Origin of the sequence: Rhodococcus koreensis, from assembly GCF_900105905.1 — a bacterium.
GTDB lineage: Bacteria > Actinomycetota > Actinomycetes > Mycobacteriales > Mycobacteriaceae > Rhodococcus_F > Rhodococcus_F koreensis.
The window spans coordinates 8,812,453-8,836,723 of the sequence record NZ_FNSV01000005.1 but is presented as its reverse complement, the minus strand read 5'-3'; the positions used below and the strand labels follow the sequence as shown (position 1 = coordinate 8,836,723).

Sequence of the window (24,271 nt, the reverse complement as noted above, 5' to 3'; positions counted from 1 at the left end):
CCGGGTGACGATCGCCGACATCGACACACGCGCATCGAAGACCCCCTGCCCAAGGTCTCTACCGACCCGGGACGCGAGGTGGGCCGGCCCGCAGACGGTCCCGCATCTGCCCGGCGCGCCCACCGAACGGGTACATACTCTCCAGCCACCACGTCGCACCTGCCCCCACCCACTCCGATACCGCGGCAACATCATCGGGACCGGATGTCGAGCCGCTGGCCACGTATGCGAAATCGTCCGCCCGCCCGATCGCGACCCGGATCGCACGGAGGTCATCGGTGGTGACCAGCCCCGTTTCGTCGTCGGCCTTGCGGGGAACGACGCCGTCGAAGCGAGCCGCCCGATCGAACGGCGCCCGGTTCGGCCAGTGACCTCCGACCCAGATCGGGATCGCGCCGTTCACTGGCGTCGGGAGCATCGGCGGACAATGCACGTGGTAATACGTGCCGTCGAAGTCGACCGGCCCACCAGTGAACAATGCCGTCAGGACGGCCAACGACTCGTCGAGGACCTCACCGCGAGCAGTCAGCCGCTCCCCGAAGACCTCGAAGTCGTAGTCGGCGCCCAAACCAACACCCAGGAGCGCGCGTCCACCCGAGAGGTGGTCGACGGTGAGGACCTGACGAGCCACGATCTGCGGCCGACGACGCGCGAGCGGCGTCACCACCGTCCCCAGCAACACGTGCGAGGTCGCGGTCGCCGCGGCGGCCAGGCACGTCCACGCGTCAGCGATGGGCGGCGTGCCACCCCAGGCAGGGTTCCACGTCACGTGATCCCACAGGAAGAAGCCATCCCAGCCCGCCTCATCGGCCTCGGCGGCCATCTCGACAACCGTCAACGGGTCTGACCACTCCATGAACGGTGGCAGCGTCACTCCATAACGCATGAAGTCAACCTACCGAGACGATGCTCCAATCGCACGGGCCGCCGAGCGTGCAGCCCTCGGACGCAGGAACTTCGTCGTGAACTTCTGATCAATACCGAGATTCTGTGCGCCCCCGTGGCTACGCTTCGCATATTTCTTCACTTCTGATTTGAAGCACTCTGAATGGGGTCGGCATGACGGACATCAGCACATCTCGCGTTGGGTACAAGAGCTTCACTCGCGCTGTCGCGGTCGCGGGCATCGCAGCGCTCGCTATGGTCATGGGCAATGGCACGGCGTCGGCCGGCGTGGACAATTCCAGCTCGGTCGTCGACGCCGCCGGTAACCGGATCGAGGTCTTGCAGGGCGACACCTCGTACCAGGTGGTACCGCCACTCGACGGCGTGCCCACCAGCGTGGAGTTCTTCCACAACGGCTATGCCGGGGTCAACATCACCGGACCGGACGCGGCGTCCTTCGAGGGCACACAACTCACCGTCGGTTACCAGATCGGTTACCCGATCGCGTTGGCAGGCGCAACGATCGTCCTGAACACACCCGGTCTCGGGTTTGCTATCGGCTCGAGCAACGGCATCGATCTCGGGCTCGTCCCGGACCTCACGCTGGGGCTGAACGCGGGCACCAGCGCAACACTCGCCGGCGACATCATTCCGTCGCAGGAACTCGACATCGACCTCGAGCCGGGCGGAATCACCACCGTCCCGATCCTGGAGGGCCAGGAGTTCGACGGACCGGCGGCCTCGGTGAGGATGCAGGGAGTTCATGGCTCCATCTCCGGCGCTCTCGGTGCGGTCACGATCCGTCCGTACGCCATGGCAGTCACCGCGGACGGTGACACGGTCATGACTTACGGTGTGCCGCAGAAGCTCAACTAAAGTCCACCGGCACAAACGACGATGTGCAGGCCGACGCGACCCAGTCGCGTCGGCCTGTCGTTGCGCGGACAGTCCGCACAGTGCATTACTGAGACATGTTCGGAAAGAACAGAATTCGTCGCTGTTCGGCCGCTGAATGCGAGTAACATTCAGTGTGTGCTGCAAGTTCGATGCAACCGATCCAGCGGCATGTCGGCCCCCGCTCACTGCCCCAAAAGCGGTGGCGGGGGCGCGTCGCGCGTACTGCCCCTAACCGTATCGGTAGTGCATCATGCCGTGATGGCCGCCCCCATGGGTGATGACCGCGACGGCGACCAGGATGCACAGGATCACGAAGAGGAGCAGCAGACCCGTGAAGATCCACAACGAGAGTTGCCCGAGCCGACGAACACCGACCCGTCGCCGGACAGTATCGTGCGACTCTACGGCGCAACCGGGTAGTGGCTGCTGACCGCGACCCGGTTCCAGGCGTTCATCACCGTCGCGAGCCAGCTGATCGCGGACACCTGCTCGTCAGTGAGCGAGCCGTCATCCCAGGTGCGCCGTTCCGGAACGGCGAGAGCGGTGACCTGTTCGGCGAGAGCGAGCGCGGCACGCTCCTGGTCGCTGAAGTACTGCGCCTCCCACCACGCCGCGACGACCGCGAGTCGATCGGTCGTCTCTCCCTTGGCCAGGGCGTCGCGGGTGTGCATGCGAAGGCAGAAGGCACAGCCGTTGAGTTGGGAGACGCGAATCTTCACCAACTCCACCAGGAGCGGGTCCACTCCCGCCGTTTCCAGGGCAGCCTTCACATCCGCGTCCAGCTTCATCAGACTCTTGTATACGGACGGGTGTTGCTTGCTGAGATTCACGCCGGTCATGATGTTCCCTTCGAGTAGGCGGTGCGTGCCGATCATGCAGACCAGGCCGAGTCCATGATCCGCTCCACCATGCTCACGCGGCGGAAACCCGGGACGAAATGTTCGAGCACGTCGGCATTGACGGTGCCGTAAGTCGTGTCCGGCCGGTAACTGAGCCCGTCGACGAAGGCACGCAGAAACTCGTTCTTGAAATCGCCGCGCGGATGAACAGCGGTGATCTCCTCCACCTGCCCCGGATCCAGACCGTCCAGACCCAACCCGACCACATCGGTGAGGACACCGAAGTTGGTGGCAGCGACCTCATCCCCCATCCGGCCCGGAATCCCCGGCGTGGTGTGCAACGCGATCGCCGTCCAGACCACCTCGGCAGCAGCACCCGAGAATCCCCGCTCGAGCAGGAACTGGCGAGCGTGATCGGCTCCGTCGAGCTCGAACCGCTGCTCGACATCCGAGAACGGACGCAGCAGACCCGTGTCATGAAACAGCGCAGACAGGTACAGCAGCTCCGGGTCCGGCCGCAGGCCGAGCTCACGGCCTCGGAGCGTGCTGAAGAGGAACACCCGCCGCGAGTGATGGAAGATCAGCGGGTCCGTCGTCTCCCGGATGAGGCGTGTCGCCTCCGCCGCCGCCGGCGTCTCGGGAATTTCCACTCCTGCGATGATCTCGGACATGGGCCCTGCCCTTCCAGATGTCGATGTTGTAGAACGGACGGTGTGCCCGTCCCCTTACGATGCCGAACATCCCGGGCCGGCGCCGCCCAGACCCGGCCATGAAGCACCCGAATCCGGACAGGCGGTAAGCGTGGACACCAGCCCCCACCCGCATCGGGTCGCGATCCTCGTCTACGACGGCGTGAAACTGCTCGACGTCGCCGGCCCCGCCGAGGTGTTCGCTGAAGCGAATCGCTGCGGCGCCGACTACCGGATCGTGCTGCTGTCACCGACCGGCGCCGACGTGGCGTCGTCGATCGGCATCCACCTCTCCGTCGACGGCGACGCCGAATCGGAACCCGCCCCCGACACCTTCCTCGTCGCCGGCGGCGACATCTACCCCCGAACCGCCATCGCCCGCGACCTGATCGACGCCACGAACACTCTCGCCACGCGAGCCGCCCGGGTCGGGTCCATCTGCACCGGGGCGTTCGTCCTCGCCGCGGCCGGACTGCTGGACGGCAAACGCGCCACAACACACTGGAAAGTCGCACACCAACTCGCGGCCCGGCACCCTACGACGCACGTCGAACCCGATTCGATCTACGTTCGCGACGGCACCACCTACACCTCCGCCGGTGTCAGCGCCGGCATCGACCTGGCACTGGCACTGGTCGAGGAAGACCACGGCCCCGAGCTGACCCGCGACGTAGCCCGACACCTGGTGGTCTACCTGCAGCGCGCCGGCGGACAATCACAATTCTCCGCCCCACTCCAGGGCCCGCCACCACGAACACCGGCCCTGCGCCGCATCGTGGACCTGGTGACAGCGGACCCCGCCGGGAACCACTCCCTCACCGAACTCGCCACACACCTCAACGTCAGTGCCCGACACCTCACACGCCTGTTCCGAACCGAACTGTCCACCACCCCGGCCCGCTACGTCGAACTGATCCGCTTCGACCTGGCAAAGGCCCTCCTCGACCAGGGACACAACGCAACACAGGCAGCATCACTCGCCGGATTCCCCAGTTACGAAAGTCTCCGACGAGTCTTCGTGCGAGAGCTGTCGATGTCACCGACCGTCTACCAACGCCGCTTCGGCACCGCACACCGCGCCGACGCGGAGTAACTCGACGCAGGCGTGAGGTGGTTGCAGCCGGGCACGGGACTGTCGTGGCTACGTTTGCACGACCGCAATTCCCGGCCACAGGGTCGCCGCAACCTTCTCGGCCAGATCCTCGCGATCGCTGTCACCTCGGAGAAAGGCGGCGTAATAGCTGCCGAAGCAGATGGTGGCCAGGGTGTGGGTGTCGATGTCCTCGCGTACTTCGCCGCGACTTCGGAGATCGTCGAGCACGCGTTCGACCAGATCTACCCGTGGTTCCACTGCGTGTTCGCGCACGATCTCGAGCAGTTCGGGCGTGCGGAAGGCCTCGCCCATGAAGTTGCCCATGAGAATCATGGCGTCCGGATTGAAGTAGCACGGGTCGACCCGCCGGATGGCCTCGGTGAAGGCTTCGAACGGTCGCAATTTCGCGAGTTCCAGGTTCGGGTAGGTCGCACGTTGCGCGCGGAAGCCGAAGTCGAGGGCGTCGACGACGAGTTCGAACTTTCCCGGCCACCGCCGGTAGAGAGTGGGGCGGGTGACGCCTGCATCGGATGCGATGTCGCCCAACGTCATTCTCGAGTACCCGTCGACGACCAACCGTCGCCGAGTCGCCTGGATGATGGCGTCGTCAAGGGATGGATTGCGGGGTCGGCCCCCGCGGGCGGCGGCCTCTGCGTCGGCACCCTCCTGCGAATCCGTGCCGACTCCCTTTTCCGCCATGACCACCCCTTCGCTCGTTCCGTTACGGTCGATAATCGTAACCGAGCCTGCTCCCCGCTTCGGGATCGCGCTGTCATCTCGATCGAGCCGCCGTTCGCAGTTACGTTACACCTCTTGACTGTAACTTAACTGCGTCATAGTCTGGCTGTAGCCACAGACGTGGCGGAAGTCTCATCCAGGAGCGCGTCATGAATCCCAGTCAGGCCCTGATCGATCGCAGCATCCCGTTTCTCGACGAGGTCAAGAACCGGACCGCGGGCGGAGAGTTGGAGGGGTGGCTCAACACCAACTACGGGCCCGGGACGGAGTTGTACGACGACCTGGCTCGGATGATCACCGAAGGCGTCGACGACGGGTGGGCGGCGAATGTGGAGCTCGACGGACCGAGGTATCGCCGCAGCCGAATCGCATCGCCGAGCGAGGAACTCCACTATTTCAGCGTCACCGCGGTCTACATGAACAGCATTTCCCGGTACCGGGGCCAGTACCACCAGCATCCGTATGGCGAACTCAACCTGGTAGTGCCCCTTGATCCCGGCGCCGAGTTGGCCGGTCCGCGCGGATGGTGCGGCGCAGGCTGGACCGCACCCGGGCCGGGGAGCCACCACTACCCCGAGGTCCGAGGCGGTGCCCTGATCGCTCTGTTCTACCTACCGGCTGGGCGGATCTCCTACGACATCACGCCCGCCGCCACCGTCTGATCAATGAAAGGGGCGCATGCTCCATGAGTGATGTGACCACCACCGCCCCGCGAACGTCCCGCGCCGTACGCCGTGCGATCGAACACATGACAGTCGAGCAGGCGTTACTGAGCAGGCGAAGTGTTCGCGCCTTCCTGCCGACACCGGTACCCCGCGACGACATCGAACACTTACTCGAGTTGGCCGCACGGTCGGCCAGCAATTCGAACTGCCAGCCGTGGCAGGTTCATGTCGTAACCGGCTCAGTGAAGACGCGCCTGACATCAGAACTTCTCGCCGCCCACGACTGCGAGGACCGTGTAAGTACGCGGGAGTACAACTACCAGCCCAAGCCGAACGAATGGGCGGAGCCGTTTCGTACTCGTCGACGTCGATTCGGTGAGAGCCTGTACGGCAACGCCTTAGGCATCGCGGCAACCGACTCGGCAGCCAGGCTGGCCCACCATCGCCGCAATTACGACTTCTTCGGCGCTCCCGTCGGAATCATCCTGACGGTCAGTCGGAATCCGCTCGACGGTGCGCTCGTAGATGCAGGCCTCTTCCTGCAGGCATTGATGCTCGCTGCCCGCGGCGCCGGGCTCGACACTTGCCCTCAGGCATCGTTCATCGACTTCTACCCGGTTTTGCGCCGGCACCTCGACATCCCCGACGACCAGCTGATCGTCTGTGGACTTGCACTGGGTTACGCAGACAACGAACACCGGCTCAGCCGGCACCACACTCCCCGAGAAGCCGTCGCCTCATTCACCACCTTCTACGAAGACTCCCCATAGGACGGTGGCCCCCACGCGTTTCGCGTGGGGGCCACAACCGGTTTCACATTCCTATGCGCCCACCGTGACCTTCGAGGGCCGATAGAACAGCGCCAATTGTCCTACTCCGCCGAGAATTCCCGCACCGGCCGCAATGACGAGACCGGCCCATCCATCGACCGGATTGCCACCGAACACCCACTGCTCGAGACTGACTCGTCCTGCACCGAGCACCGCAACACACACCGCCGATACCGCTATGACAAAAGTGTATTCCCAACCTGAGCCCATGACATAGAAGCCCTTGGTGCGGTGCACCGTCCACGCGGCAACCAGCATCAGCGCCACCACCACTGCCGCCGCAGCGGTGGTGAAGAGGCCCGCCGCCAGGCCGAGACCCGCGACGATCTCCGTCCCGGCAGCCACCCGAGCATGCAGCATGCCTGGACGCATACCCAAGCTTTCGAACCACTTGGCGTTACCTGAAATTCGGCCACCGAGAAAGATCTTGTGGCATCCATGAGCAGCCATTGTCAGGCCGAGTGTGACGCGCAGCAGCAGCATGGCGAGATCGAACGAGTTCATCGCTGCAACCTCCCAGCGACCGGCCCCACAGAGACGGCTTCGACTTCTCCGATCACCCGTGTCGACGACAGACGATGTACCACGCGAATCGCCTCTGCGACCGCATCTTCCGTGCTCAATGGTTTCTCCTTCGGGATGTTGGGTAGATCGGCCGCGGCGGCATCGAGTGCCCCGCACCGAGTTCACGCCGATCTCCAGCGGTCGAAGCCTAGATTCACGTATCGTTACAGTCAAGATGCGTAACGTAATTGGTGTTTCGTTACAGCTATTGACTGTAACGAAAGACGCCTCTATGGTTCTCATCACCGGCCCCGATCCACCGTCCGCACCCAGAACAGCTGACAACGCGTGACGAGGGCCTCTGAACCAACAATCAACTCAACTCGCACCTGAGCGAAAGTGAAGTCGCAATGGCCTCTGAACTCTCCAGTTCGCATGCATCCGTCACCGGGGTCCGCGTCGGTGAACTCATCGACGGGCGGCCCGTGGGCCGCTTCCACTACCTCCTCCTCGCTCTCGCAGGCGCAGTCATGTTTCTCGACGGCTTCGACACCCAGTCGATCAGCTTCGCGGCCCCGGCCATCGCACGCGAGTGGGGGCTGCCCGTTTCCTCCCTCGGGCCAATCTTTTCCGCGGCCATCGTCGGCCTCATGGTCGGCTACCTGTGCCTGGCACCGCTCGCTCATCGATCCGGACAGCGACGCGCGGTCATCGTCTGCACCGCGATGTTCGGTATTTTGACCCTGCTGTGCGCATTCGCAGAATCGCCGCTTCAATTGATCGCACTGCGATTCCTCACAGGGGCTGGACTCGGCGCTGCCATTCCCAGTCTCGTCGGAATTGTCAGTGAGTTCACACCGGCACGGCGACGCTCGTCCTTCGTGATGTTCATCTATTGCTGGTACGCCTTAGGATTCGTCGCAGCCGGGGTCGTCTCCGGATTCGTCATTCCGCTGTGGGGATGGCGCGCGATGTTCATCGTCGGGGGCACCGTACCTTTGGTGCTGTTGATGGTCTTGCTGCGTTACTTTCCGGAGTCCCCCCGATACCTGCTCCTACGCGGCGCCGGCGATCGCGCAAATGCCACTCTGCGCCGGCTCGATCCCGCCTTGCCCTCCAACGCCATCGTCCTGACAGACGCAACAGACAACAGCCACCCCGCGGGAGAGGGGAAAGCCTCGATGATTCTCGACTTCGTACGAGGTCGGTGGTTGCTGAACACCCTTCTGCTCTGGCTTGCCTTCGGCGCGAATCTGGCGGCGTTCTATGCCATCCAGAGCTGGCTTCCGACAATCGTCGGCTCTCTGGGTGAATCAGCACGCGTAGTCATCGCTTGCACTGTTCTCACTACTGTGGGTGGCATCGCCGCGGCCATGTTCATCGGCCCTGCCATGGACCGCACCAGTCCTTTTCGCACACTCGGAACGGTCTATCTCGTCGGCGCCGGATTCGTGGCCCTGCTCGGATGGGCGCTCGGCGGTGGCAGCACCGTGGCCCTTCTGGTCGCGGCGTTTCTCACGGGGACATGCGTCACCGGCGGTCAGATGAGCGTGATTGCCCTGGCGACAGTCCTCTATCCGACCGACATGCGCTCGACCGGAGTGGGGTGGGCACTCGGAATCGGCCGACTCGGCGGAATCGCCGCCCCTCTGATCATCGGTGCCGCGCTGAGCGCCGGCATTGCGCCCCGCGAGGTCTTCTTCGCGATGGCGATTGTCCTCGTCGTCGCCGGCTTCTGCGTGCTGGCCCTCGAACGGCGCGTGCAGGCTGTTCGACAGCCGTAGCACCGAACCGCTGTCCTCCGAGGAACCACCCCGAGGGGTGGATTTCGACCCCGTACAGGGTGGCGGGATGACCACCCTGTCGGTGTTACCACCGGCCCGCTCCCGGAGCAGAGTTGGTGTCGTTCGCAAGACGCGGACTTCACCCACCAGGCAGGAGTAACACGATGACCTCGATCAAGACCCGCACCGCCGTCGCAGCCGCCGCAGGCGTCGCCGTAGGACTGGGGGTGTTGATGGCGCAAGGTGCCACCGCTGGCGCCGCACCCGCCGACGGGGTCGCTCCACACGCGATTTCCCCGTACACCGTCCAGGTACGAGACCGCATCGGATGCGCCGACGCCTGGCCCATGGTCTCCTGCGACGCCCCCGACGAGGACCGGCCCCCGCAGGTCACCTTGGTCGAGCCCGGCACCACGCTGACCCAGCCGGGCGGCACCGACCTCTTCGGATCCTCGAGCGCCCAGTTCCACCCGGCGAACTACCCCCTCGAGCCCGACGACGGCGTGATCTCCCACCCGCTCGATCCCGACATGCCGTGGATGTGAACCCAATATCGTGGAGTGGTGGGCGACGACAGCTGGGAAAGTTTGGCCGACCATTTCGCCGACGAGGCCTACGCCTCGGCAAAGGGGCTCGTGCGCACCACTGTGTTGCACCAGCAACTGCTCGAGCATCTCCCGGCACCACCGGCGGCGGTGCTCGACGTCGGAGGCGGCGCCGGCCATCAATCGTTTCCGCTCGCCCGAGCCGGCTACGACGTGACCCTGCTCGACCCGTCCGCGGCGATGCTGGGCAAAGCCCAGCAGCGACTCCGGAAATTGCCCGATGACGCCCGGCACCGGGTGACGCTCCTACAGGCCGACGGCGAGAACGCCGACGAGGCACTCGACGGCCGACGCTTCGCCGCTGTGCTGCGTCATGGCGTGCTCGGATACCTCGAAGACCCGGAACCGTTGATCGACCAACTGTGCCGGTGCGCTGATGCCGGCGGAGTCGTCTCGATCATGGCAGGCAACGCCCACGCGATGGCGGTGCGCCCGGCTCTCGAACGACGGTGGGACGACGCCCTGGCCTCGTTCGATGCCAGCAGCGAGATCGGGGTGCTGGGAGTTCCGACCCACGCCCACACTGTCGAGGAACTCAGCGACCTCATCCGAGACCGCGGGATCGAGCCGGCGAGACCCTTACCGCCAACTCAGCCGAATCTTCCACCTCGTCGGACGCAAAGGTCCCAACTGACCGGGATCGCGCACCCGCATCGCGTCGAATGATAGATTCCCGATATGCGGAGTGAACGCTCCGCTTTGTTGGGAGTATTCATGAAAACCGCTTCGCCGCGGACGCACTATCAATTGACATTTGCCGTTCTCACTATCGGTGTCGGCGCCTTTGCCCTTCTGCAGTCGCTGGTGATTCCGGTGCTGCCGACCCTCGAGTCGGCGCTGGGCACGACTCAGGCCGACGTCACGTGGGTGTTGACCGCCTACCTGTTGTCGGCGTCGATCTCCACCCCGGTCATGGGACGCCTCGGCGACATGCACGGGAAGAAGCGCGTGTTCGTCGTTGCACTCACCGCACTGGCGGTGGGGTCCCTGCTCGCCGCCCTCGCCACGTCCCTGCCGGTGATGATCGCGGCTCGGGTGATCCAGGGCATCGGTGGCGGTGTGCTGCCTTTGGCGTTCGGCATCATCCGCGACGAGTTCCCCGAGGAGAAGGTGGCGGGAGCAGTCGGCATCATCGCCGCACTCACCGCTGTCGGTGCAGGTCTCGGCATCGTCCTCGCCGGTCCCATCGTGACGGTGCTGAGTTACCACTGGCTGTTCTGGATTCCGCTGATCATGGTCGTCCTCGCGGGGGTGGCCGCGCACATCCTGATCCCCGACTCCCCCGTGCACACTGCCGGCAAGATCAACTGGCTCACCGCGCTGCTGCTGTCCGGGTGGCTGGTCGCGCTACTACTCGGTGTGAGTCAGGCGCCCACGTGGGGTTGGGGCTCACCGATCGTCGTCGGGCTTCTGGTGGCCGCCGCGGTCGTCGTCGTGACGTGGGTGGTCGCCGAAGCGCGATCCGCCAACCCGCTGATCGACATGCGGATGATGCGGGTCCGCAGCGTCTGGGCGGCCAACCTGCTGGCTCTGCTGATGGGCGTCGGCATGTATGCCGCATTCGGCTTCCTGCCGCAGTTCCTGCAGACACCCACGTCCGCCGGATACGGCTTCGGCGCTTCGGTCACCGAGTCGGGTCTGATGCTGCTGCCCCTGAGTGTGGGAATGTTCCTGCTCGGACTCGCCTCCGGCCGCCTGGCGGCTCGACTGGGTTCGAAAGTCCTGCTCATCGCAGGGTCGATCGTGGGTGCGATCGGCTACTTCGTGGTGGCGTTCGCGCATGACACCGAGATCGACATCTACCTCGCCACGTCATTGATCGGGATCGGCTTCGGACTGGCCTTCTCGGCGATGTCGAATGTCGTCGTCGCAGCGGTACCACCCGAACAGACCGGTGTCGCCAGCGGTATGAACGCGAACATCCGCACGATCGGCGGCTCTGTGGGCGCTGCACTCATGGCCAGCATTGTCACCGCGGGGGCGTCGTCCGCGGGAGTTCCGCCGGAATCCGGTTACACCCATGGATTCGTCATGCTGGGCACAGCAGTGGGCCTCGGCGCCGTTGCGGCCATGTTCATCCCGGCGATGAAGCGGGACAAGACCACGCGTCTCGAGGAGTCGGCCGCACTGCGGCACCCGGAACTCGCGATGGTCGCGGGAGGCACTCTGGTGGGCGACGAATCCGAATGAAGTCCGACATGAGGGTTCGGGGAAGCGAAAGGGCGCTGCGCCGCGACGCCGCGGAGAATCGGCAGCGGCTACTCGACGCGGCAGCGACCGTGTTCAGCGAGCGCGGCCTGGATGTGGGAGTCGACGAGATCGCCCGGGTCGCCGGCGTCGGAATCGGCACCCTCTACCGCCGGTTCCCCACCAAGGATGCATTGGTCAGTGAGCTCGTTCGCCAGGTATACGACGACTTCCTGGCCCTTGCCGACGAAGCCCTGTCCGCGCCGGACGGCGAAGGCCTCGAGCAGGTTCTGTATGGTACCGGTGCCATCCTGGCGTCGAACCGAGGATGTTTGTCCCGTATGTGGAACGACGACGAGACCACGATTCTGCGGGACGAGTACCGACGGATCCTGTTCGAACTCCTGGCGCGAGCCAAGCAACACGGGCGCATCCGCGAGGATGCCGCCGACGCCGACCTGGATCTCATCTTCTGGTCCGTGCGCGGCGTCGTCGCGACAACCCGCGGCGTCACCGACACAGGGTGGCGCCGGGCCATGGCGATCATGATCGCGGGACTGCGGCCCGGCGCGGACACCCTCGACGAGAGCCCGATGAGCGCCCAGCACGTCGCACAGATCATCGACAACCTGTCGGCCCGATAGCGTACGGCGGATCCCTACTGCTTCAAGCACGCCGCAGGTGGCCGGCGGTCCAGTCGGCCACCAGCGACAGCACCTCCGGATCCACGGCGTCGCGCACGAGTCGCCGATAGGCGCGCAGCGACGGCGGGGCCGTGTCACGTCGGATCAGATGCGTCAGGTCCGGAACCCGGACGGTGTCGACCTGGCCGGGCACGAGTTCGGCGATCGCCGTGAGATCAGCCGGGTCCACCTGCACGTCCTTGGCTCCGGTGATCGCAAGGACCGGCGCGGGGTTCTCCCGCAACAGCGGTTTCGGGTCGAAGTCGAGAAACTCTCGGAACCAGCGCGCATTCACCCGGCGACCACCCATCCGCGCGGTGTCCGTGGTGCTCCGGGACAGCTTCTCGAGCGCCGCGCGTTGCCTTTCCTTCACATCGATGCGCAGTGCCCGCAGGACCGCCCGCACCGGAGCGGGCAGGCCGTCGACGGCCTTGCCCGACTGCCATTGCAGCACCTGCCGCCCCGTCACCGCCGGACACGCGAGAAGCACCACTGCCGCCGGGTCGACCCCCCGATCTGCTCCCAGCGCCACTGCGAGGCAGGCGCCCTCGCTGTGCCCGATGACCGCGATCGAATTGCGTCCGAATCCCCCTGTCGTGCCCAACCAGTCGACGGCGGCAGCGGCGTCCGCGATGTTGTCCGACAGGCCAGCCGACAGGTAGTTGCCGCCCGAGTGCGCGACCCCGCGCTTGTCGTATCGCAGCGAGGCGACACCTTTCTCAGCCAACGCGTCCGCGAGGGCACGGCTCACACCGATCGGGAGCTTTGCGTGGTCGCCGTCGCGATCGAGTCGGCCGGACCCGGTGAGGATCACCGCCGCCGGCCCGCCCTCGGCACCCGCCGGAACCGTCACAGTGCCGGTCAGTACGGTGCCGTCGCCGGACCGGAACCTCACCTCGTGTTCGGGTACTCCCACTCGTTCGACATCGAGCACGTCGCGGATCTGCGCCGCGACGCGAACGGCATCGGGCACGGTCACGATCAGTTCGTCGAACTCCGCTCCCGAGCCCCGTCCGAGGGTGCGCACGCGAATCGCCGGGACACCCGACCGCGCCGCGACGAAGGAGCGCACTCCCCTGCCGCGCCAGGTCCCGATGCACAGACGCCGCGGAATTCCCAGACCCGGTGCCCGCACACCCCGGATGTTCGCGAACGGGTCGGCTATCACCTCGGCGCCTCGAATCAGCGGCATGGGGACGGCGACGTCGCCGTGCAATCCGGCGAATTTTTCGAACCTGGACAATGCGAGACGTACCTCGCTCGCGCTCACGCTGATCTCGGCCATCGGACGCCCTCCCGTCGGTGCTGCCCCATGACGATCTCATCACTGTGTGACCGCATCCCGCACCGGATTGGAGGCGCCGCCTCGCACACGGACGGCGAGGCGGCGACAGTGAACCGGTACGCTCAACCCCTGATGAGATCGTCGATCTGGCCGATCGCCTGCGAGGAACCCTCGACTACGCCCATGTCGAGCACCTGCTGGAGACCTTCGGCGGTCGCATAGGTACTGACGTAGGTGGCAACGGTGCTGCCGCCTTTGTCCTCGAAGGAGAACTCGTTGGTGGACACCGGCATCGATTCGATCGGAGTGTAATCCGCATCGGCGAATCCGTCGGTGAAGGTGAAGCCGGTCGGTTCGTCGACGGAGACGATGTTCCAGTAGCCCGCATGCTTGTCACCCTCGGGGCCGGTCATGTAGTACGTGACCCGACCGCCGGGGGCGAACTCGTGGTCGACGACCGTCGCCGGGTACGTCGGCGGGCCCCAGATCTTCTCGAGCTGGCGGGGATCGGCATAGATCTGCCAGATCCGTGCTCGGGGTGCGGCGAACTCGGCGGTGATGGTCAGGGTCAATGCATCGGTGTCCTGGCTGACATTGGTGACAGGCATCGTTCATTCCTTCCATTGCGGTTCCGTTGCGATCAGTTCGTCGATGCGGGCGATCCGTCCACGCCACACCTGTTCCAACTCGGCTAGCATGGACGACACCGCGCGCACTGCTTCCACATCGCCCGTGGCGAGTTGTTCACGGCCGCTGCGTCGCTTGACGAGTAAGCCGGACTTCTGGAGGACGGCGACGTGCTTCTGGACGGCAGCGAAACTCATATCGTACTTCGCTGCCAGTGCCGAGACGGAATGTTCTCCGGCCAGCACGCGACGCATGATGTCGCGCCGCGTTCGGTCGGAAAGCGCGTGGAACAGGGCATCGGCCCGGTCCTCATCTGTCTCTGACACACCCAAAACATACAACCAATCGGTTGTATGTGCAAGACCGAAACTCCCCCGATCCCCGAAGGAGCCCATCGCCCGACACGGAAATACCTGTGTGGCATAGATCACACCTCTGCGATGCGGCCCGCCGGTGGATCTACCATTTCCTCGCGACGGTACACACCCAGTGCACCGCGCCGATGCACTCTTCGCCCGCCAAATCCATACCGGCCGAGGGTGATTGAAGCAGTCCGTTGCGCTGCGATCCACCGACCGCACGAGCGCGGCGGGGACCGAAGCGGTGTCTTTCCATACGTCACGGCGAGGCCCGGTCAGAGCGGAAATCCACTCCGACCGGGCCGCTTCGGTTCACCCGACCGATCACCGCATTCACAGACGGATCGGCGCCCGCCGTCCTCACCCGACGCAGATCAGCACACCCACGACCACCACCGCGACCAGCGAGGCGCCGCCGCAGATCAGCCACGCCTGGGTGGCGAGTTGCCGCCACTGATCGCACCGGCCGGTCATTTCCGCGACCGCGACCGATCGCCCCTCATTCGCATCGGACGCAGGTGGCCCCGACAGACGGCGGGCCTTCGCATCCGCACGTGCCGCCACACCGAACGACACGGGAACCACCAGCAGCGCAACCACCAGCAGGCCCACCATCGCGCCCAAACCCGTCCCGAACATTCTCAATTCCTTCCACACCACACGACGCCCGCCACAGGTGCCGCACGTCTGTCACCGCCCACCCGCACCCACGGGCACAACCAATCCCCGTCAGCTATATCGCCACACGGCCGCCCGATGTTGCACCCTCGGACCGCCGGAACTAGCGAAGGACAAGAGTCACCGCCGGCCTACACGCCCGGCACCGGGAAATTCCACATCGCCACGACGATCACGCCCATGACCAGTCCGGCGCACACGACGGTGCCAACGACACTGACACGCAACGCATCCAATAGATCGGCCCCCGATTTCTTGCTGATCCGTGCCATGACAAACTCTTTCTTTCACATGCAGGGGTTCTGACTGCCACGTCGGTGACGGTGCACCACATACACTCACCCGAGTTCGCCACCGGCACAACGGCCGATATACCTACACCCATACCCCTGTCGGGCCTCGAGAAGAGACAGCACCACAACTCGCTCCCGAACGTCGGATTTCTCCGCAGAATTACGTGTGTTTCATGTCACATGTTCGCGTTTCGCCTTGGTTGCCGGATAACGGACTTCGGAATTGCACCTACCGGTCGGTAATTCAGGCAGTCGGAAAACTATGCAATGGCATAGGTCACACTCTATGGACTTCCACGCTGCGTCTCACGAAAATCACTGATACGCCGCTCGTCACGACGTGCAGGCTGTCCGTGTAGCGCCCCTGCCAGCTGATTCCCATCGTTGGCGGGGGCTGCGCCTGGCTGCACCACGAACCCGCACAACTCCCACGTCGCCTCAGTGCGGACCGTACAGCCTTGCATTGCAGCACAATTCACCCCGGCATCACGAGAAGCCTACATCCACTGATCCACGCATCAATGGTGATTCGCTCGGAGCCTTGTGGCAGAGGGGGTTTCGCCGTACCGCCGCCGGTATGCGGCCGCAAATCGGGAAAGGTGAACGAAGCCCCACCGGTAGGCGATGTCTGTCACCGACCCCGTGTCCGGCCCGTTCGGTGCGAGAAGATCCTCCCGGACCCGGGCCAGTCGAAGCGACTCGAGATAGCGACTCGGTGACGTGCCCAGATCCTCCTGGAACGCGCGTTGCAGCGACCGCACGCTGACACCGACGTGCTGGGCGACGTCACCGATCGTCATCGACTCGGTGAGGTGTTGTTCGTAGTACTCCACGGCGCGGGCGAGTGCGCGGGGGGCGAGCCGAGGCTGATCGTGGTCGTGGAGGACTGCCGAGTAGGTGTGTGGCTGTGCGAGGAGTAGACCGGTGAGCAGCATGTCCTGCACGCTCGCGGCGGCGAGGGGGTGGGCGGTGAGTCCACTCTCCGCGTCGAGGTCGCGGATCACTACCTGCAGTGACGACATCCAGGTGGACAGTTGGGGCGGCGTCAGATCCACGGACAGATCGAAGATCACCGGCCCGGGAGCGGACCGTCCGATCAGGCACTCCAGTCGACGGTCGAGGGCGTGTTGTTCGATGCGCAGATGCATCTGCCGGTAGGACGCGTCCATCTGCATCCGGGCGCGCATCCTCGGCAACAGCAGTGCGGCGTGTGCAGGCCCGACGTGTGTGCGAGCGTCGTTGCAGGTGATCTGGTTGGTGCCCTCCACTGCGAGCATCAGGTCGTAGTAGTCGAGGTGTTCGAGGATGTCGACGTCGATACCGATGCCTTGTTCCAGATAGACCAGTTGCAGATCGCCGAGCGACGCCGCGCGCACCCGGCCCCGGAACGGCGCCGTGTCGACCGCGTCGATGCGACGGATGCGGTGTTCGCTGAGCAGGCTGGAGGCCTGGTGGCGGAACTCGTCGACGCTGGCGGTGGCGAGTGTGTCGTGGCGCGCCAGTGGGCCCGGCAACGCGGAGGCGTGTCCTGGATCGTGCATATCGAATTGGTGAATGCCCACGTCAACCTCGTCCGATCGAGCGCCCGGTCATCCCGATGGTATCCCCGGCGGGCACCGGGACCGCCGCCGCCGGAAGTTCGTGGCGTGATGCGGCTACCTCTGGCGCGTTGCGGATAGCGACCTGGATCACACCCTCGTAGCTTCATCGCATCGGGCAGAAAGCCCCAGGTAGCAAGGAGTTGTGGTGTCTGCAGATTTCGATGTCGCGGTGGTCGGATACGGGCCGACCGGTCTTGTGCTCTCGTCGCTTCTCGGTCGCGCGGGCCACCGAGTGGTGGTGTTCGAGCGGTGGCCGGATCTGTACGGTCTTCCGCGCCTGACTCACATCGACGGCGAGACCGCGCGGATCGTTCAGGCCGCCGGCGATATCGAGTTCGCGCTGCGTGATGCGTCCCCGAAGCAGGTGTACGAATGGCGCGGATGCGACGGCGAATTGTTGCTCGAAGTGGACTGGTCCGGGCGGTCCAGTGGGTTCGAGGCCCATTACTCGATGTACCAGCCGGATATCGAGTCGGCGATCGATCAGCGCATCCGGTCGTACCCGAATGTCGAGGTCAACCAGGGAGTCGGTGTCGTCGCCGTCGAGCAGGAGCCCGACCAGGTGACGCTCGTGGTCCGGCCGTGGAAGCGGGACCGGGACGAGCAGTGGGCCAGCGGATCCGAGGACCGGACCGTGACAGCGCGGTATGTGGTGGGCGCGGACGGTGCCAACAGCTTCGTGCGCAACGCGCTGGGCGTCGAACGCTCGGATTTACACGTCGAGGACCGCTGGTTGAACATCGACACCGAGTGTCTCCGTCCGCTCGGCCCCGAGTTCGAGGTCACTCGGCAGTATTGCGATCCGGCGCACCCGAACATGTTCATGCCGATCGGACGCAGCCGACAGCGATTCGAGGTCGCGGTGTTGCCGGGCGACGATCCCGAGAAGATGGAGTCCCGGAATTCGCGTGGTCGTGGTTCCGTGAGCGGCACGGCCTGGGACCGGACGACATCCGGATCTTGCGGCAGATCATCTACACCTTCTCTGCCCGCACCGCCGACAGGTGGCGCAGCGGCCGGGTACTGCTCGCCGGCGATGCCGCGCACACGATGCCGCCGTACATGGGCCAGGGCGCGTGCTCCGGGATGCGAGACGGGATCGCGCTGGCATGGAAATTGGATCTGGTCTTGTCCGGGCGTGCGGGCCACGGTCTGCTCGATACCTACGAGACCGAACGCCGTCCCCACGTCGAGGTCATCCAGCGGTGCGCGGTCGAACTCGGCCGGGTCGCGAATCTGAAGGATCCCGAGGCTGCGGCCGCCCGCGATGCCGCGTTCCGGCGCGGCGACGTTCCGCCGTTGCCACCGTTTCCCGTCGTCACGACCGGGGTCATCGCCACCCGGGAGGACAAGACTCCGCAGTCGTTGGCAGGGACGCTGTCACCGCAAGGCGTCAACGCGGTCGGAGACCGAGTGGGCCGATTCGACGATGTATTCGGGTGGGGCTTCGTCGTTGTCACGACAACCGATCCCCGCGCGGTGCTCGATGCCGACCACCTGGCCTTCCTGAATTCGCTCGGCGCCGTCCTCGCAACCACCGAGCCGGGCAGCGCGCATTCGATCACCGACGTCGACGGGACCTACACCGACTACCTGGCCGCGCACGGAATCGAGGCGTTCCTCGCGCGCCCGGATTTCCATCTCTACGGAGCCGGAACGATGCACGAGCTTCCCGGACTCGTCGATGGCCTGCGTGCCGCATTGGGAACTGTAGGAGTGCCGACCCGCCGATCCGAGGGAGCCGCACTGTGACCGACACCGTCATCGAGACAGCGCTCTCGGCGGAGAATGCGGCGCACCGTCGCGCGATGCCGGCGACCCGGTTGCTCGACGGCGGCATGCTCCACGCCGACGTCATCCTGCTCGAGCAGGCGATCGTCGCCGGTGACCGCTGGGATGTGGCCGCCGAGCGCCTGGGTGAGCACCGGTTGGAGTTGGCCGAGTGCGCGCTGGGGTCCGGACACGCGGTGACCGCCCGGCGCCAGTTCCGGGCCGCGGCCGCCGCCTTCGCGCAGATGGCGATCAATTCGGACACCGACCGCAAACGGGAGCTGTACGACAGATTCGGCGCCGCAGTCGCCGCGGCAGCCGCGGTGGTTCCGTCATCGATGCGGAAGGTCGAATTGCCCTACGCACGTGGCTCGTTGGTCGGCTGGCATGTCCAGCCGGCAGGCACTCCGGTGGGCACAGTGGTGGTGTTCGGCGGCCAGAGCGGGTGGGGTGCGACGTATCTGCGCTATGCCGACGCGCTCGCCGAACGTGGAGTGGCGACCATACTGGCCGAGGGCCCCGGGCAGGGCGAGACGCGGCTGCGGCACCGAATCTACCTGGACGTCGACGTGGCCGCCGCGTACGGCCACTTCGTTCGCTACGCGACCGAGCAGTCCGGTGGCCCGGTCGGGGTGTGGGGCAACAGTGTCGGTGGACTGTTCGCGGCACTGACTGCCGCCCGCAATCCCGCCGTCCGCGCATGCTGTGTCAACGGTTCGTTCGCCGCGCCCCGGTTGCTCCCGTTCCGCGCCTTCACCGAGCAGGCCGCCGCCATGTTGGGCACCGCCGACGAGGCCGCGATCACCGCGAACTTCGCCCGCCTACGCTTCGACCCGGACAAGGAGTCGATCCGGTGCCCGCTGATGGTGCTGCACGGAGGCGCCGACCCCCTCGTGACCATGGAGGACCAGCAACCGTTCCTCGACGGAGCGACAGGCGGCGACGTGGTCCTGCGGGTGTGGCACGACGGTGAACACACCCTCTACAACCACGCCGACGAACGTAACGACGTCGTCGCCGACTGGTTCGCCGACCGGCTCTCACTGAGCGAAGAGAACACGCACCATGCGTTTTGAACACGAAACCTTGCCGCAGCGTGTCTGTTTCGCCACGGGTGAGGCGCGGGCGATGCTCGCCGGCGAGGTACCCCGGCTGGACGCGTCCCGGGTGATGGTGATCGCCTCGGCGGCCGAGGCCGGGCGCGCCGAACAGGTCGTGCATCGACCTGCCGGTCGTGCATCGCCACGACAAGGTGGTGATGCACGTGCCGGTGGGGGTGGCCGAGCGGGCCCGGACAGCGGCCATTACGCACGACGTCGACGTCGACGTCGACGTCGTGGTCTGCGTCGGTGGCGGGTCGGCCACCGGGCTCGCGAAAGCGGTGGCGTTGACCACGGGGCTGCCGATCGTGGCGGTCCCGACCACCTACGCCGGCTCGGAAGGACGAACGTGTGGGGGCTGACCGAGACATCGCGCGAGAGGCGACCGTGTTCGGTCCGTTCTTCGTCGACGACGCACCCGAAATACCCTGCGGTGGTGACATCGCCGGCGGTGCGACCGGACAACCGTGCTGGATCGAGGGCACCGTCACGGACACCGACGGCCGTCCCGTCCCCCACGCCCGCATCGAGGTGTGGGAATGCGACGAGAACGGCTACTACGACGTCCAGTACGACGATCACCGGATCGCCGGCCGGGCCCACCTGTATTCCGACGACAACGGAAGGTACCGATTCTGGGGGCTGACGCCGGTCCCGTACCCGATCCCGCACGACGGTCCGGTCGGCCGGATGCTCGAGGCCACCGGCCGCTCCCCTGTGCGGGCAGCGCACCTGCACTTCATGGTCTCCGCACCGCACCAGCGGACGCTGGTCACCCACTTCGAGCAGCAACCCGCCGGCACACCCACCCCGGATGGACGCGAACTGAATGACCGCAGCTGGGCCAGAACCAATTTCGACATCGTGCTGGCTCCCGAGACTCGGGCCTAACGCTCGGGGTGCGCGTCGGTGTAGGCCTCCCAGACTTCGGCGCGTAGTCGTCCGCGGTCGGAGACGGGGAAGCCGTGTTCGCGGGCCCAGGCTCGAACCTCGGCAGTGGACGGTGAAGGCGCCGCAGCACTCCTCTCATCTGCGGTAGAAGCGTCGGCGACGGACGCGTCGGCGACCGGTTCCTCGTCGTCGGTGTCGTCGTCTCTGTCGGTCTCCACGTCATCGGCGGGGAGATCGTCGACCTGGTCCACGGCGCCCACGGCCAGGTCTTGGGCGGTCCGGAGGATCTCGTCACCGCTGTGTGGGAGCAAACGGTCGATGTCGACGTCGCTCCGGGTGGTGCCTGCGGTCACGGCCGCCACCTTTACTGCGTCGAGGAGTTGACCACGCACCGATTCGTCGAGGGCGGCGAACTCGGGCGATGCCTCCAACAGCGTGGCAGCGTGGTCGACCATCTCCTGCGGGCTGCCGGCGAGGCGTCCGGCACCCGCCGCGGCAAGCTTCGTGTGGCGGGCTCGGCCCAGCCAATATCCCACGATCACCGCGATCGCGACCTGCATTCTGATCATCATCGTCGACTCCCACGGATGGACTTGACCGTGCGGCCTACTGAGGCGACTACCCTGGACCGCCTGCACTCAATCGCCCGTGAGCGGTCGTGCAGGCATCACGGCAGACGCATACGAGCCGCTTCGAAACGAACACCCGAAGAGTGCAACGGCAATTGCAGTAGCACGTCTAGAAGCAAGTTCCCAACTACTACGATGGCGTTAGCTCGTCAGTGATCGACCACAGATTTTCGAGGAGAAGAGGGCGCGCATGGCCACGAAGTCCAAGTCGGCGGGTCCTGCGACCTTCGAGGAATTGCTCACCGAGATTCGTCAGCGCGAGGGCAAGTTGTCGCCGTCGCACAAGAAGCTCGCCGAACGGGTGATGTCCGACCCCGAGGCGGTGGCGTTCATGACCATCTCGGAGCTCGCGGCCGCGGTCGGCGTCAACGAGGCCACCGTCGTACGGTTCGCGACGGGGCTGGGACTCAAGGGATACCCCGGGCTGACGCGCCTGTGCCGCGAACGCCTCCAGGAGCAGGCGCAGCTGCTGCGTCGTTTCGACAACCTCGAGCACATGGCTGCGGAGGGCGCCGGCCTGCTGGAACAGACCGTCGCCCTCGATCAGGCCAACATCGCCCGCACGTTCGCCCGGATCGAGGGTTCCACCTGGGATTCAGCGGTCGAGCACCTCGCCCGGGCGCCGCGTGTGCACGTCATGGGGTTGCGCAAGTGCCACGCGCCGGCATACTTGCTCGGATACTTGCTGCGCATGCTGCGCGAGGACGTGGAGACAGTCAACGCCAGCGTCGGTTCGCTGACCGACGACCTGCGTCGGGTCCGCGAGGGCGACTGCTTCGTGGCGATGTCCATCCACCGCTACAGTGTCGACACCGTCCGGGCCGCCGAGTGGGCGCGGCACAGTGGCGCACACGTCATCGCGTTCACCGACAATGCCAGCTCTCCGCTTGCCGCGTCGGCGCACGACACCTTCTACATCGACGCGTCGAGCGCCTCGGTGTTGCGGTCGATGACCGCATTCACCTCGCTCGCTCAGGCCATGTCCGGCGGCGTCGCACAGCTTCTCGGACACCGGGTGCGCGAAACCCTCCTGGAGGAGGAGAAGCTCTTGAGCAGCTTCAGCGTGTACGTCACCGATGCCGCGGCAGACAAGCACCACTAGCCGATCCACGCCCGGTCCGTACAAAGAGCGTGGGGTGCACCCGATCGGGTGCACCCCACGCTCTTTGTACGCGAGGGCTACTGCCGGCGGGTTTCAGCCAGCGTGGTGTTGCTGTTGTCGGCGGGAACGGTGGTGCGTCGCTGATGAATCAGGCCCGCAGCGACGGCCAGCGCGGTGACGATCGCGGTCAGCACCAAGGGCGTTCGAGTGGCGGGAGTGAACGCCATACCGGCGACGATGGCGACCAAGACGACGCCGACCACGTACGACAGGTACGGGAAGCCCCACATCTTGACCGGTAGCGCAGCGTTCTCCTCCGCCGTCTTCTTGCGGCGACCGACGATCTGGGTGCCGCAGATGCACAGGTAGACCACCACGGCGACGGCGCCGGACGAGCTGAGCAGGAAGGTGAACACGGCGCCGGTGGGCAGGAAGTAGTTCGCGATGACCGCAAGAAATCCGGCGCTGGAGGCCGCAAGCACCGCCTTCACGGGAACTCCGGACTTGCCGGTCCGGGCGAGCACTCGGGGTCCTTCCCCGCGGCGGGCCAGCGAGAAGAGCATCCGGGAGGAGGAGTAGACGCCCGAGTTCAGGCAGGACAGCACCGCCGTGAGGACGACGAGGTTCATGATGGTGTTCGCGCCGGGCAGGCCGAGGAGGTTCAGCACGGCGGTGTACGGGCTCTTGGTGACCTCGGCGGTGTCCCACGGCAGCAGGGTGACGACGACGAGGATGGAGCCGACGTAGAAGATCAGGATTCGCCAGGCGACGCTGCGCATGCTCTTGCGGACCGCCCTGACCGGATCCTTCGCCTCACCTGCGGCGATGGTGACCAGTTCGGTGCCGAAGTACGAGAAGAACACCGTCAGGGTGGCGATCAGCAGCGGGGTGAGACCGTTCGGGACCAATCCACCGTGCCCGAGCAGATTCGAGGTGCCGGGAGAATCGAAGTGCGGCAGGACGCCGAGGATTGCGGCGACGCCGACACCGATGAACAGCACGATCGCCGTCACCTTGATCATCGCGAACCAGAATTCGAATCGCGCAAAGGAGGTGACCGCCGCCAGATTCACCCCGGTCAGCGCCGTCATGAAGATCAGTGCGTACAACCAGGTGGGCACGGCGGGGATCAGTTGGTTCGCGATCGCGGCGCCGGCGATCGCCTCGAAGGCGACTGTCACGCACCAGTGATACGCGTAGAGCCACCCGACGGAAAGCCCGGCCCACGAACCGAGTTCGCGGGAGGCGTAGGTCGAGAACGAACCGGTCTCGGGACTCGCGGCGGCCAGTTCGGCGAGCATCCGCATCACCAGGATGATGAGGAGCCCGGTGAACAGATAGACCAGGACTATGCCCGGGCCTGCGGAGGAGATCGCCTTGCCGCTGCCGACGAACAGACCGGCACCGATGACGCCGCCGATGCCGATCATCGTCAGCTGACGAGTGTTGATGGAGTGCTCGAGCGTTTCCGAGCTGGAAATCGAGGTTGGCACGATGCCTTCTTCCGTGTAACGCGGATGTGACCCAGGTAACTGTG

The 24,271-nt window shown here is 65.6% G+C and carries 25 protein-coding genes and 3 pseudogenes; 15 read left to right on the top strand and 13 right to left on the bottom strand.

The annotated features are described in order from the left end of the window. Positions 1-58: 58 nt before the first annotated feature. Positions 59-886, bottom strand: a complete 828-nt coding sequence (locus BLV94_RS44935) for an LLM class flavin-dependent oxidoreductase (protein WP_072943290.1) — start codon at positions 884-886, stop codon at positions 59-61. A gap of 173 nt (positions 887-1,059) precedes the next feature. Here BLV94_RS44935 and BLV94_RS44930 point away from each other — a divergent pair, with 173 nt between their 5' ends. After that, positions 1,060-1,761, top strand: coding sequence for an MspA family porin (locus BLV94_RS44930; RefSeq protein WP_072943288.1), 702 nt, complete (start codon positions 1,060-1,062; stop codon positions 1,759-1,761). A gap of 422 nt (positions 1,762-2,183) precedes the next feature. Here the strand turns inward: BLV94_RS44930 and BLV94_RS44925 are convergent, their stop codons facing one another. Both BLV94_RS44925 and BLV94_RS44920 read right to left on the bottom strand, forming a co-directional pair. Beyond that, the gene (locus BLV94_RS44925) at positions 2,184-2,621 is read right to left on the bottom strand and encodes a carboxymuconolactone decarboxylase family protein (protein ID WP_072943351.1); all 438 of its coding nucleotides are present in this window, start codon (positions 2,619-2,621) and stop codon (positions 2,184-2,186) included. 32 nt (positions 2,622-2,653) lie between these two features. Beyond that, positions 2,654-3,292 carry an HD domain-containing protein gene (locus tag BLV94_RS44920; RefSeq protein ID WP_072943287.1) on the bottom strand — a complete coding sequence of 213 codons (639 nt, stop codon included), beginning with the start codon at positions 3,290-3,292 and terminating at the stop codon, positions 2,654-2,656. Positions 3,293-3,422: 130 nt separating this feature from the next. Here BLV94_RS44920 and BLV94_RS44915 point away from each other — a divergent pair, with 130 nt between their 5' ends. Next, positions 3,423-4,403 carry a GlxA family transcriptional regulator gene (locus tag BLV94_RS44915; protein WP_244163809.1) on the top strand — a complete coding sequence of 327 codons (981 nt, stop codon included), beginning with the start codon at positions 3,423-3,425 and terminating at the stop codon, positions 4,401-4,403. A gap of 48 nt (positions 4,404-4,451) precedes the next feature. Here the strand turns inward: BLV94_RS44915 and BLV94_RS44910 are convergent, their stop codons facing one another. Then, positions 4,452-5,102, bottom strand: a complete 651-nt coding sequence (locus tag BLV94_RS44910) for a TetR/AcrR family transcriptional regulator (RefSeq protein WP_072943283.1) — start codon at positions 5,100-5,102, stop codon at positions 4,452-4,454. Between the two features lie 188 nt (positions 5,103-5,290). Between BLV94_RS44910 and BLV94_RS44905 the strand changes: the two genes are divergently transcribed. Continuing rightward, on the top strand, positions 5,291-5,803 hold the full coding sequence (locus BLV94_RS44905; protein WP_072943282.1) for a DUF4863 family protein: 513 nt from the start codon (positions 5,291-5,293) through the stop codon (positions 5,801-5,803). A gap of 23 nt (positions 5,804-5,826) precedes the next feature. Next, positions 5,827-6,576 carry a nitroreductase gene (locus BLV94_RS44900; protein ID WP_083395868.1) on the top strand — a complete coding sequence of 250 codons (750 nt, stop codon included), beginning with the start codon at positions 5,827-5,829 and terminating at the stop codon, positions 6,574-6,576. 51 nt (positions 6,577-6,627) lie between these two features. Here the strand turns inward: BLV94_RS44900 and BLV94_RS44895 are convergent, their stop codons facing one another. Continuing rightward, positions 6,628-7,140: a DoxX family protein gene (locus BLV94_RS44895; protein ID WP_072943280.1), complete on the bottom strand. Its 513-nt coding sequence runs from the start codon at positions 7,138-7,140 to the stop codon at positions 6,628-6,630. 530 nt (positions 7,141-7,670) lie between these two features. On the opposite strand from BLV94_RS44895, the gene BLV94_RS44890 reads away from it, so the two are divergent. The 5 genes from BLV94_RS44890 (at position 7,671) to BLV94_RS44870 (ending at position 12,360) form a co-directional block, all read left to right on the top strand. Continuing rightward, positions 7,671-8,924: an MFS transporter gene (locus BLV94_RS44890; protein WP_072943349.1), complete on the top strand. Its 1,254-nt coding sequence runs from the start codon at positions 7,671-7,673 to the stop codon at positions 8,922-8,924. Between the two features lie 164 nt (positions 8,925-9,088). Continuing rightward, complete coding sequence (locus BLV94_RS44885) at positions 9,089-9,469, top strand: hypothetical protein (protein ID WP_072943278.1); 381 nt, start codon at positions 9,089-9,091, stop codon at positions 9,467-9,469. Between the two features lie 18 nt (positions 9,470-9,487). Continuing rightward, entirely contained in the window at positions 9,488-10,195 is a 708-nt protein-coding gene (locus BLV94_RS44880) for a methyltransferase (RefSeq protein WP_244163808.1), read from the top strand. 48 nt (positions 10,196-10,243) lie between these two features. Next, complete coding sequence (locus BLV94_RS44875; protein WP_072943277.1) at positions 10,244-11,719, top strand: MFS transporter; 1,476 nt, start codon at positions 10,244-10,246, stop codon at positions 11,717-11,719. Further along, on the top strand, positions 11,716-12,360 hold the full coding sequence (locus BLV94_RS44870) for a TetR/AcrR family transcriptional regulator (protein ID WP_072943275.1): 645 nt from the start codon (positions 11,716-11,718) through the stop codon (positions 12,358-12,360). The genes BLV94_RS44875 and BLV94_RS44870 overlap by 4 nt, the downstream gene beginning before the upstream one ends. A 22-nt stretch (positions 12,361-12,382) precedes the next feature. Here the strand turns inward: BLV94_RS44870 and BLV94_RS44865 are convergent, their stop codons facing one another. The 6 genes from BLV94_RS44865 to BLV94_RS44840 all read right to left on the bottom strand — a co-directional run bounded on the left by BLV94_RS44865 (position 12,383) and on the right by BLV94_RS44840 (position 17,182). After that, on the bottom strand, positions 12,383-13,684 hold the full coding sequence (locus tag BLV94_RS44865) for an alpha/beta hydrolase family protein (protein ID WP_072943273.1): 1,302 nt from the start codon (positions 13,682-13,684) through the stop codon (positions 12,383-12,385). Positions 13,685-13,806: 122 nt separating this feature from the next. Next, positions 13,807-14,292 (bottom strand): SRPBCC family protein, encoded by a 486-nt coding sequence (locus BLV94_RS44860; protein ID WP_072943271.1) that lies wholly within the window; start codon positions 14,290-14,292, stop codon positions 13,807-13,809. A 3-nt stretch (positions 14,293-14,295) separates the two neighbouring features. Continuing rightward, positions 14,296-14,637 (bottom strand): ArsR/SmtB family transcription factor, encoded by a 342-nt coding sequence (locus tag BLV94_RS44855; protein WP_072943269.1) that lies wholly within the window; start codon positions 14,635-14,637, stop codon positions 14,296-14,298. Between the two features lie 393 nt (positions 14,638-15,030). After that, a complete protein-coding gene (locus tag BLV94_RS44850) occupies positions 15,031-15,309 on the bottom strand; it encodes a hypothetical protein (RefSeq protein ID WP_072943267.1) in 279 nt (92 codons plus the stop codon). Positions 15,310-15,479: 170 nt separating this feature from the next. After that, entirely contained in the window at positions 15,480-15,620 is a 141-nt protein-coding gene (locus BLV94_RS49785; RefSeq protein ID WP_167372227.1) for a hypothetical protein, read from the bottom strand. Between the two features lie 539 nt (positions 15,621-16,159). Beyond that, positions 16,160-17,182, bottom strand: coding sequence for a helix-turn-helix transcriptional regulator (locus tag BLV94_RS44840; RefSeq protein WP_072943348.1), 1,023 nt, complete (start codon positions 17,180-17,182; stop codon positions 16,160-16,162). Positions 17,183-17,384: 202 nt separating this feature from the next. On the opposite strand from BLV94_RS44840, the pseudogene BLV94_RS51670 reads away from it, so the two are divergent. The 5 genes and pseudogenes from BLV94_RS51670 to BLV94_RS44820 form a co-directional block, all read left to right on the top strand. Continuing rightward, a pseudogene (locus BLV94_RS51670) lies at positions 17,385-18,065 on the top strand (FAD-dependent monooxygenase); the annotation flags it as partial. 137 nt (positions 18,066-18,202) lie between these two features. Beyond that, positions 18,203-18,994 (top strand): FAD-dependent monooxygenase, encoded by a 792-nt coding sequence (locus BLV94_RS51665; protein WP_255314980.1) that lies wholly within the window; start codon positions 18,203-18,205, stop codon positions 18,992-18,994. After that, positions 18,991-20,088 (top strand): alpha/beta hydrolase, encoded by a 1,098-nt coding sequence (locus BLV94_RS44830; protein ID WP_244163807.1) that lies wholly within the window; start codon positions 18,991-18,993, stop codon positions 20,086-20,088. Before BLV94_RS51665 ends, BLV94_RS44830 begins: the two co-directional genes overlap by 4 nt. Continuing rightward, positions 20,078-20,491 (top strand): annotated as a pseudogene (locus BLV94_RS44825) (iron-containing alcohol dehydrogenase); the annotation flags it as partial. The gene BLV94_RS44830 and the pseudogene BLV94_RS44825, both read left to right, overlap by 11 nt. Continuing rightward, a pseudogene (locus tag BLV94_RS44820) lies at positions 20,485-21,003 on the top strand (dioxygenase family protein); the annotation flags it as partial. The pseudogenes BLV94_RS44825 and BLV94_RS44820, both read left to right, overlap by 7 nt. Here the strand turns inward: BLV94_RS44820 and BLV94_RS51280 are convergent. After that, positions 21,000-21,575 carry an Lsr2 family DNA-binding protein gene (locus tag BLV94_RS51280; protein ID WP_143051474.1) on the bottom strand — a complete coding sequence of 192 codons (576 nt, stop codon included), beginning with the start codon at positions 21,573-21,575 and terminating at the stop codon, positions 21,000-21,002. The pseudogene BLV94_RS44820 and the gene BLV94_RS51280 overlap by 4 nt on opposite strands. A gap of 247 nt (positions 21,576-21,822) precedes the next feature. Here BLV94_RS51280 and BLV94_RS44810 point away from each other — a divergent pair, with 247 nt between their 5' ends. Beyond that, positions 21,823-22,734: a MurR/RpiR family transcriptional regulator gene (locus tag BLV94_RS44810; RefSeq protein WP_072943261.1), complete on the top strand. Its 912-nt coding sequence runs from the start codon at positions 21,823-21,825 to the stop codon at positions 22,732-22,734. A gap of 77 nt (positions 22,735-22,811) precedes the next feature. Here BLV94_RS44810 and BLV94_RS44805 read toward each other — a convergent pair whose 3' ends face one another. Then, on the bottom strand, positions 22,812-24,227 hold the full coding sequence (locus BLV94_RS44805) for an amino acid permease (RefSeq protein WP_244163806.1): 1,416 nt from the start codon (positions 24,225-24,227) through the stop codon (positions 22,812-22,814). Positions 24,228-24,271: the final 44 nt, after the last annotated feature.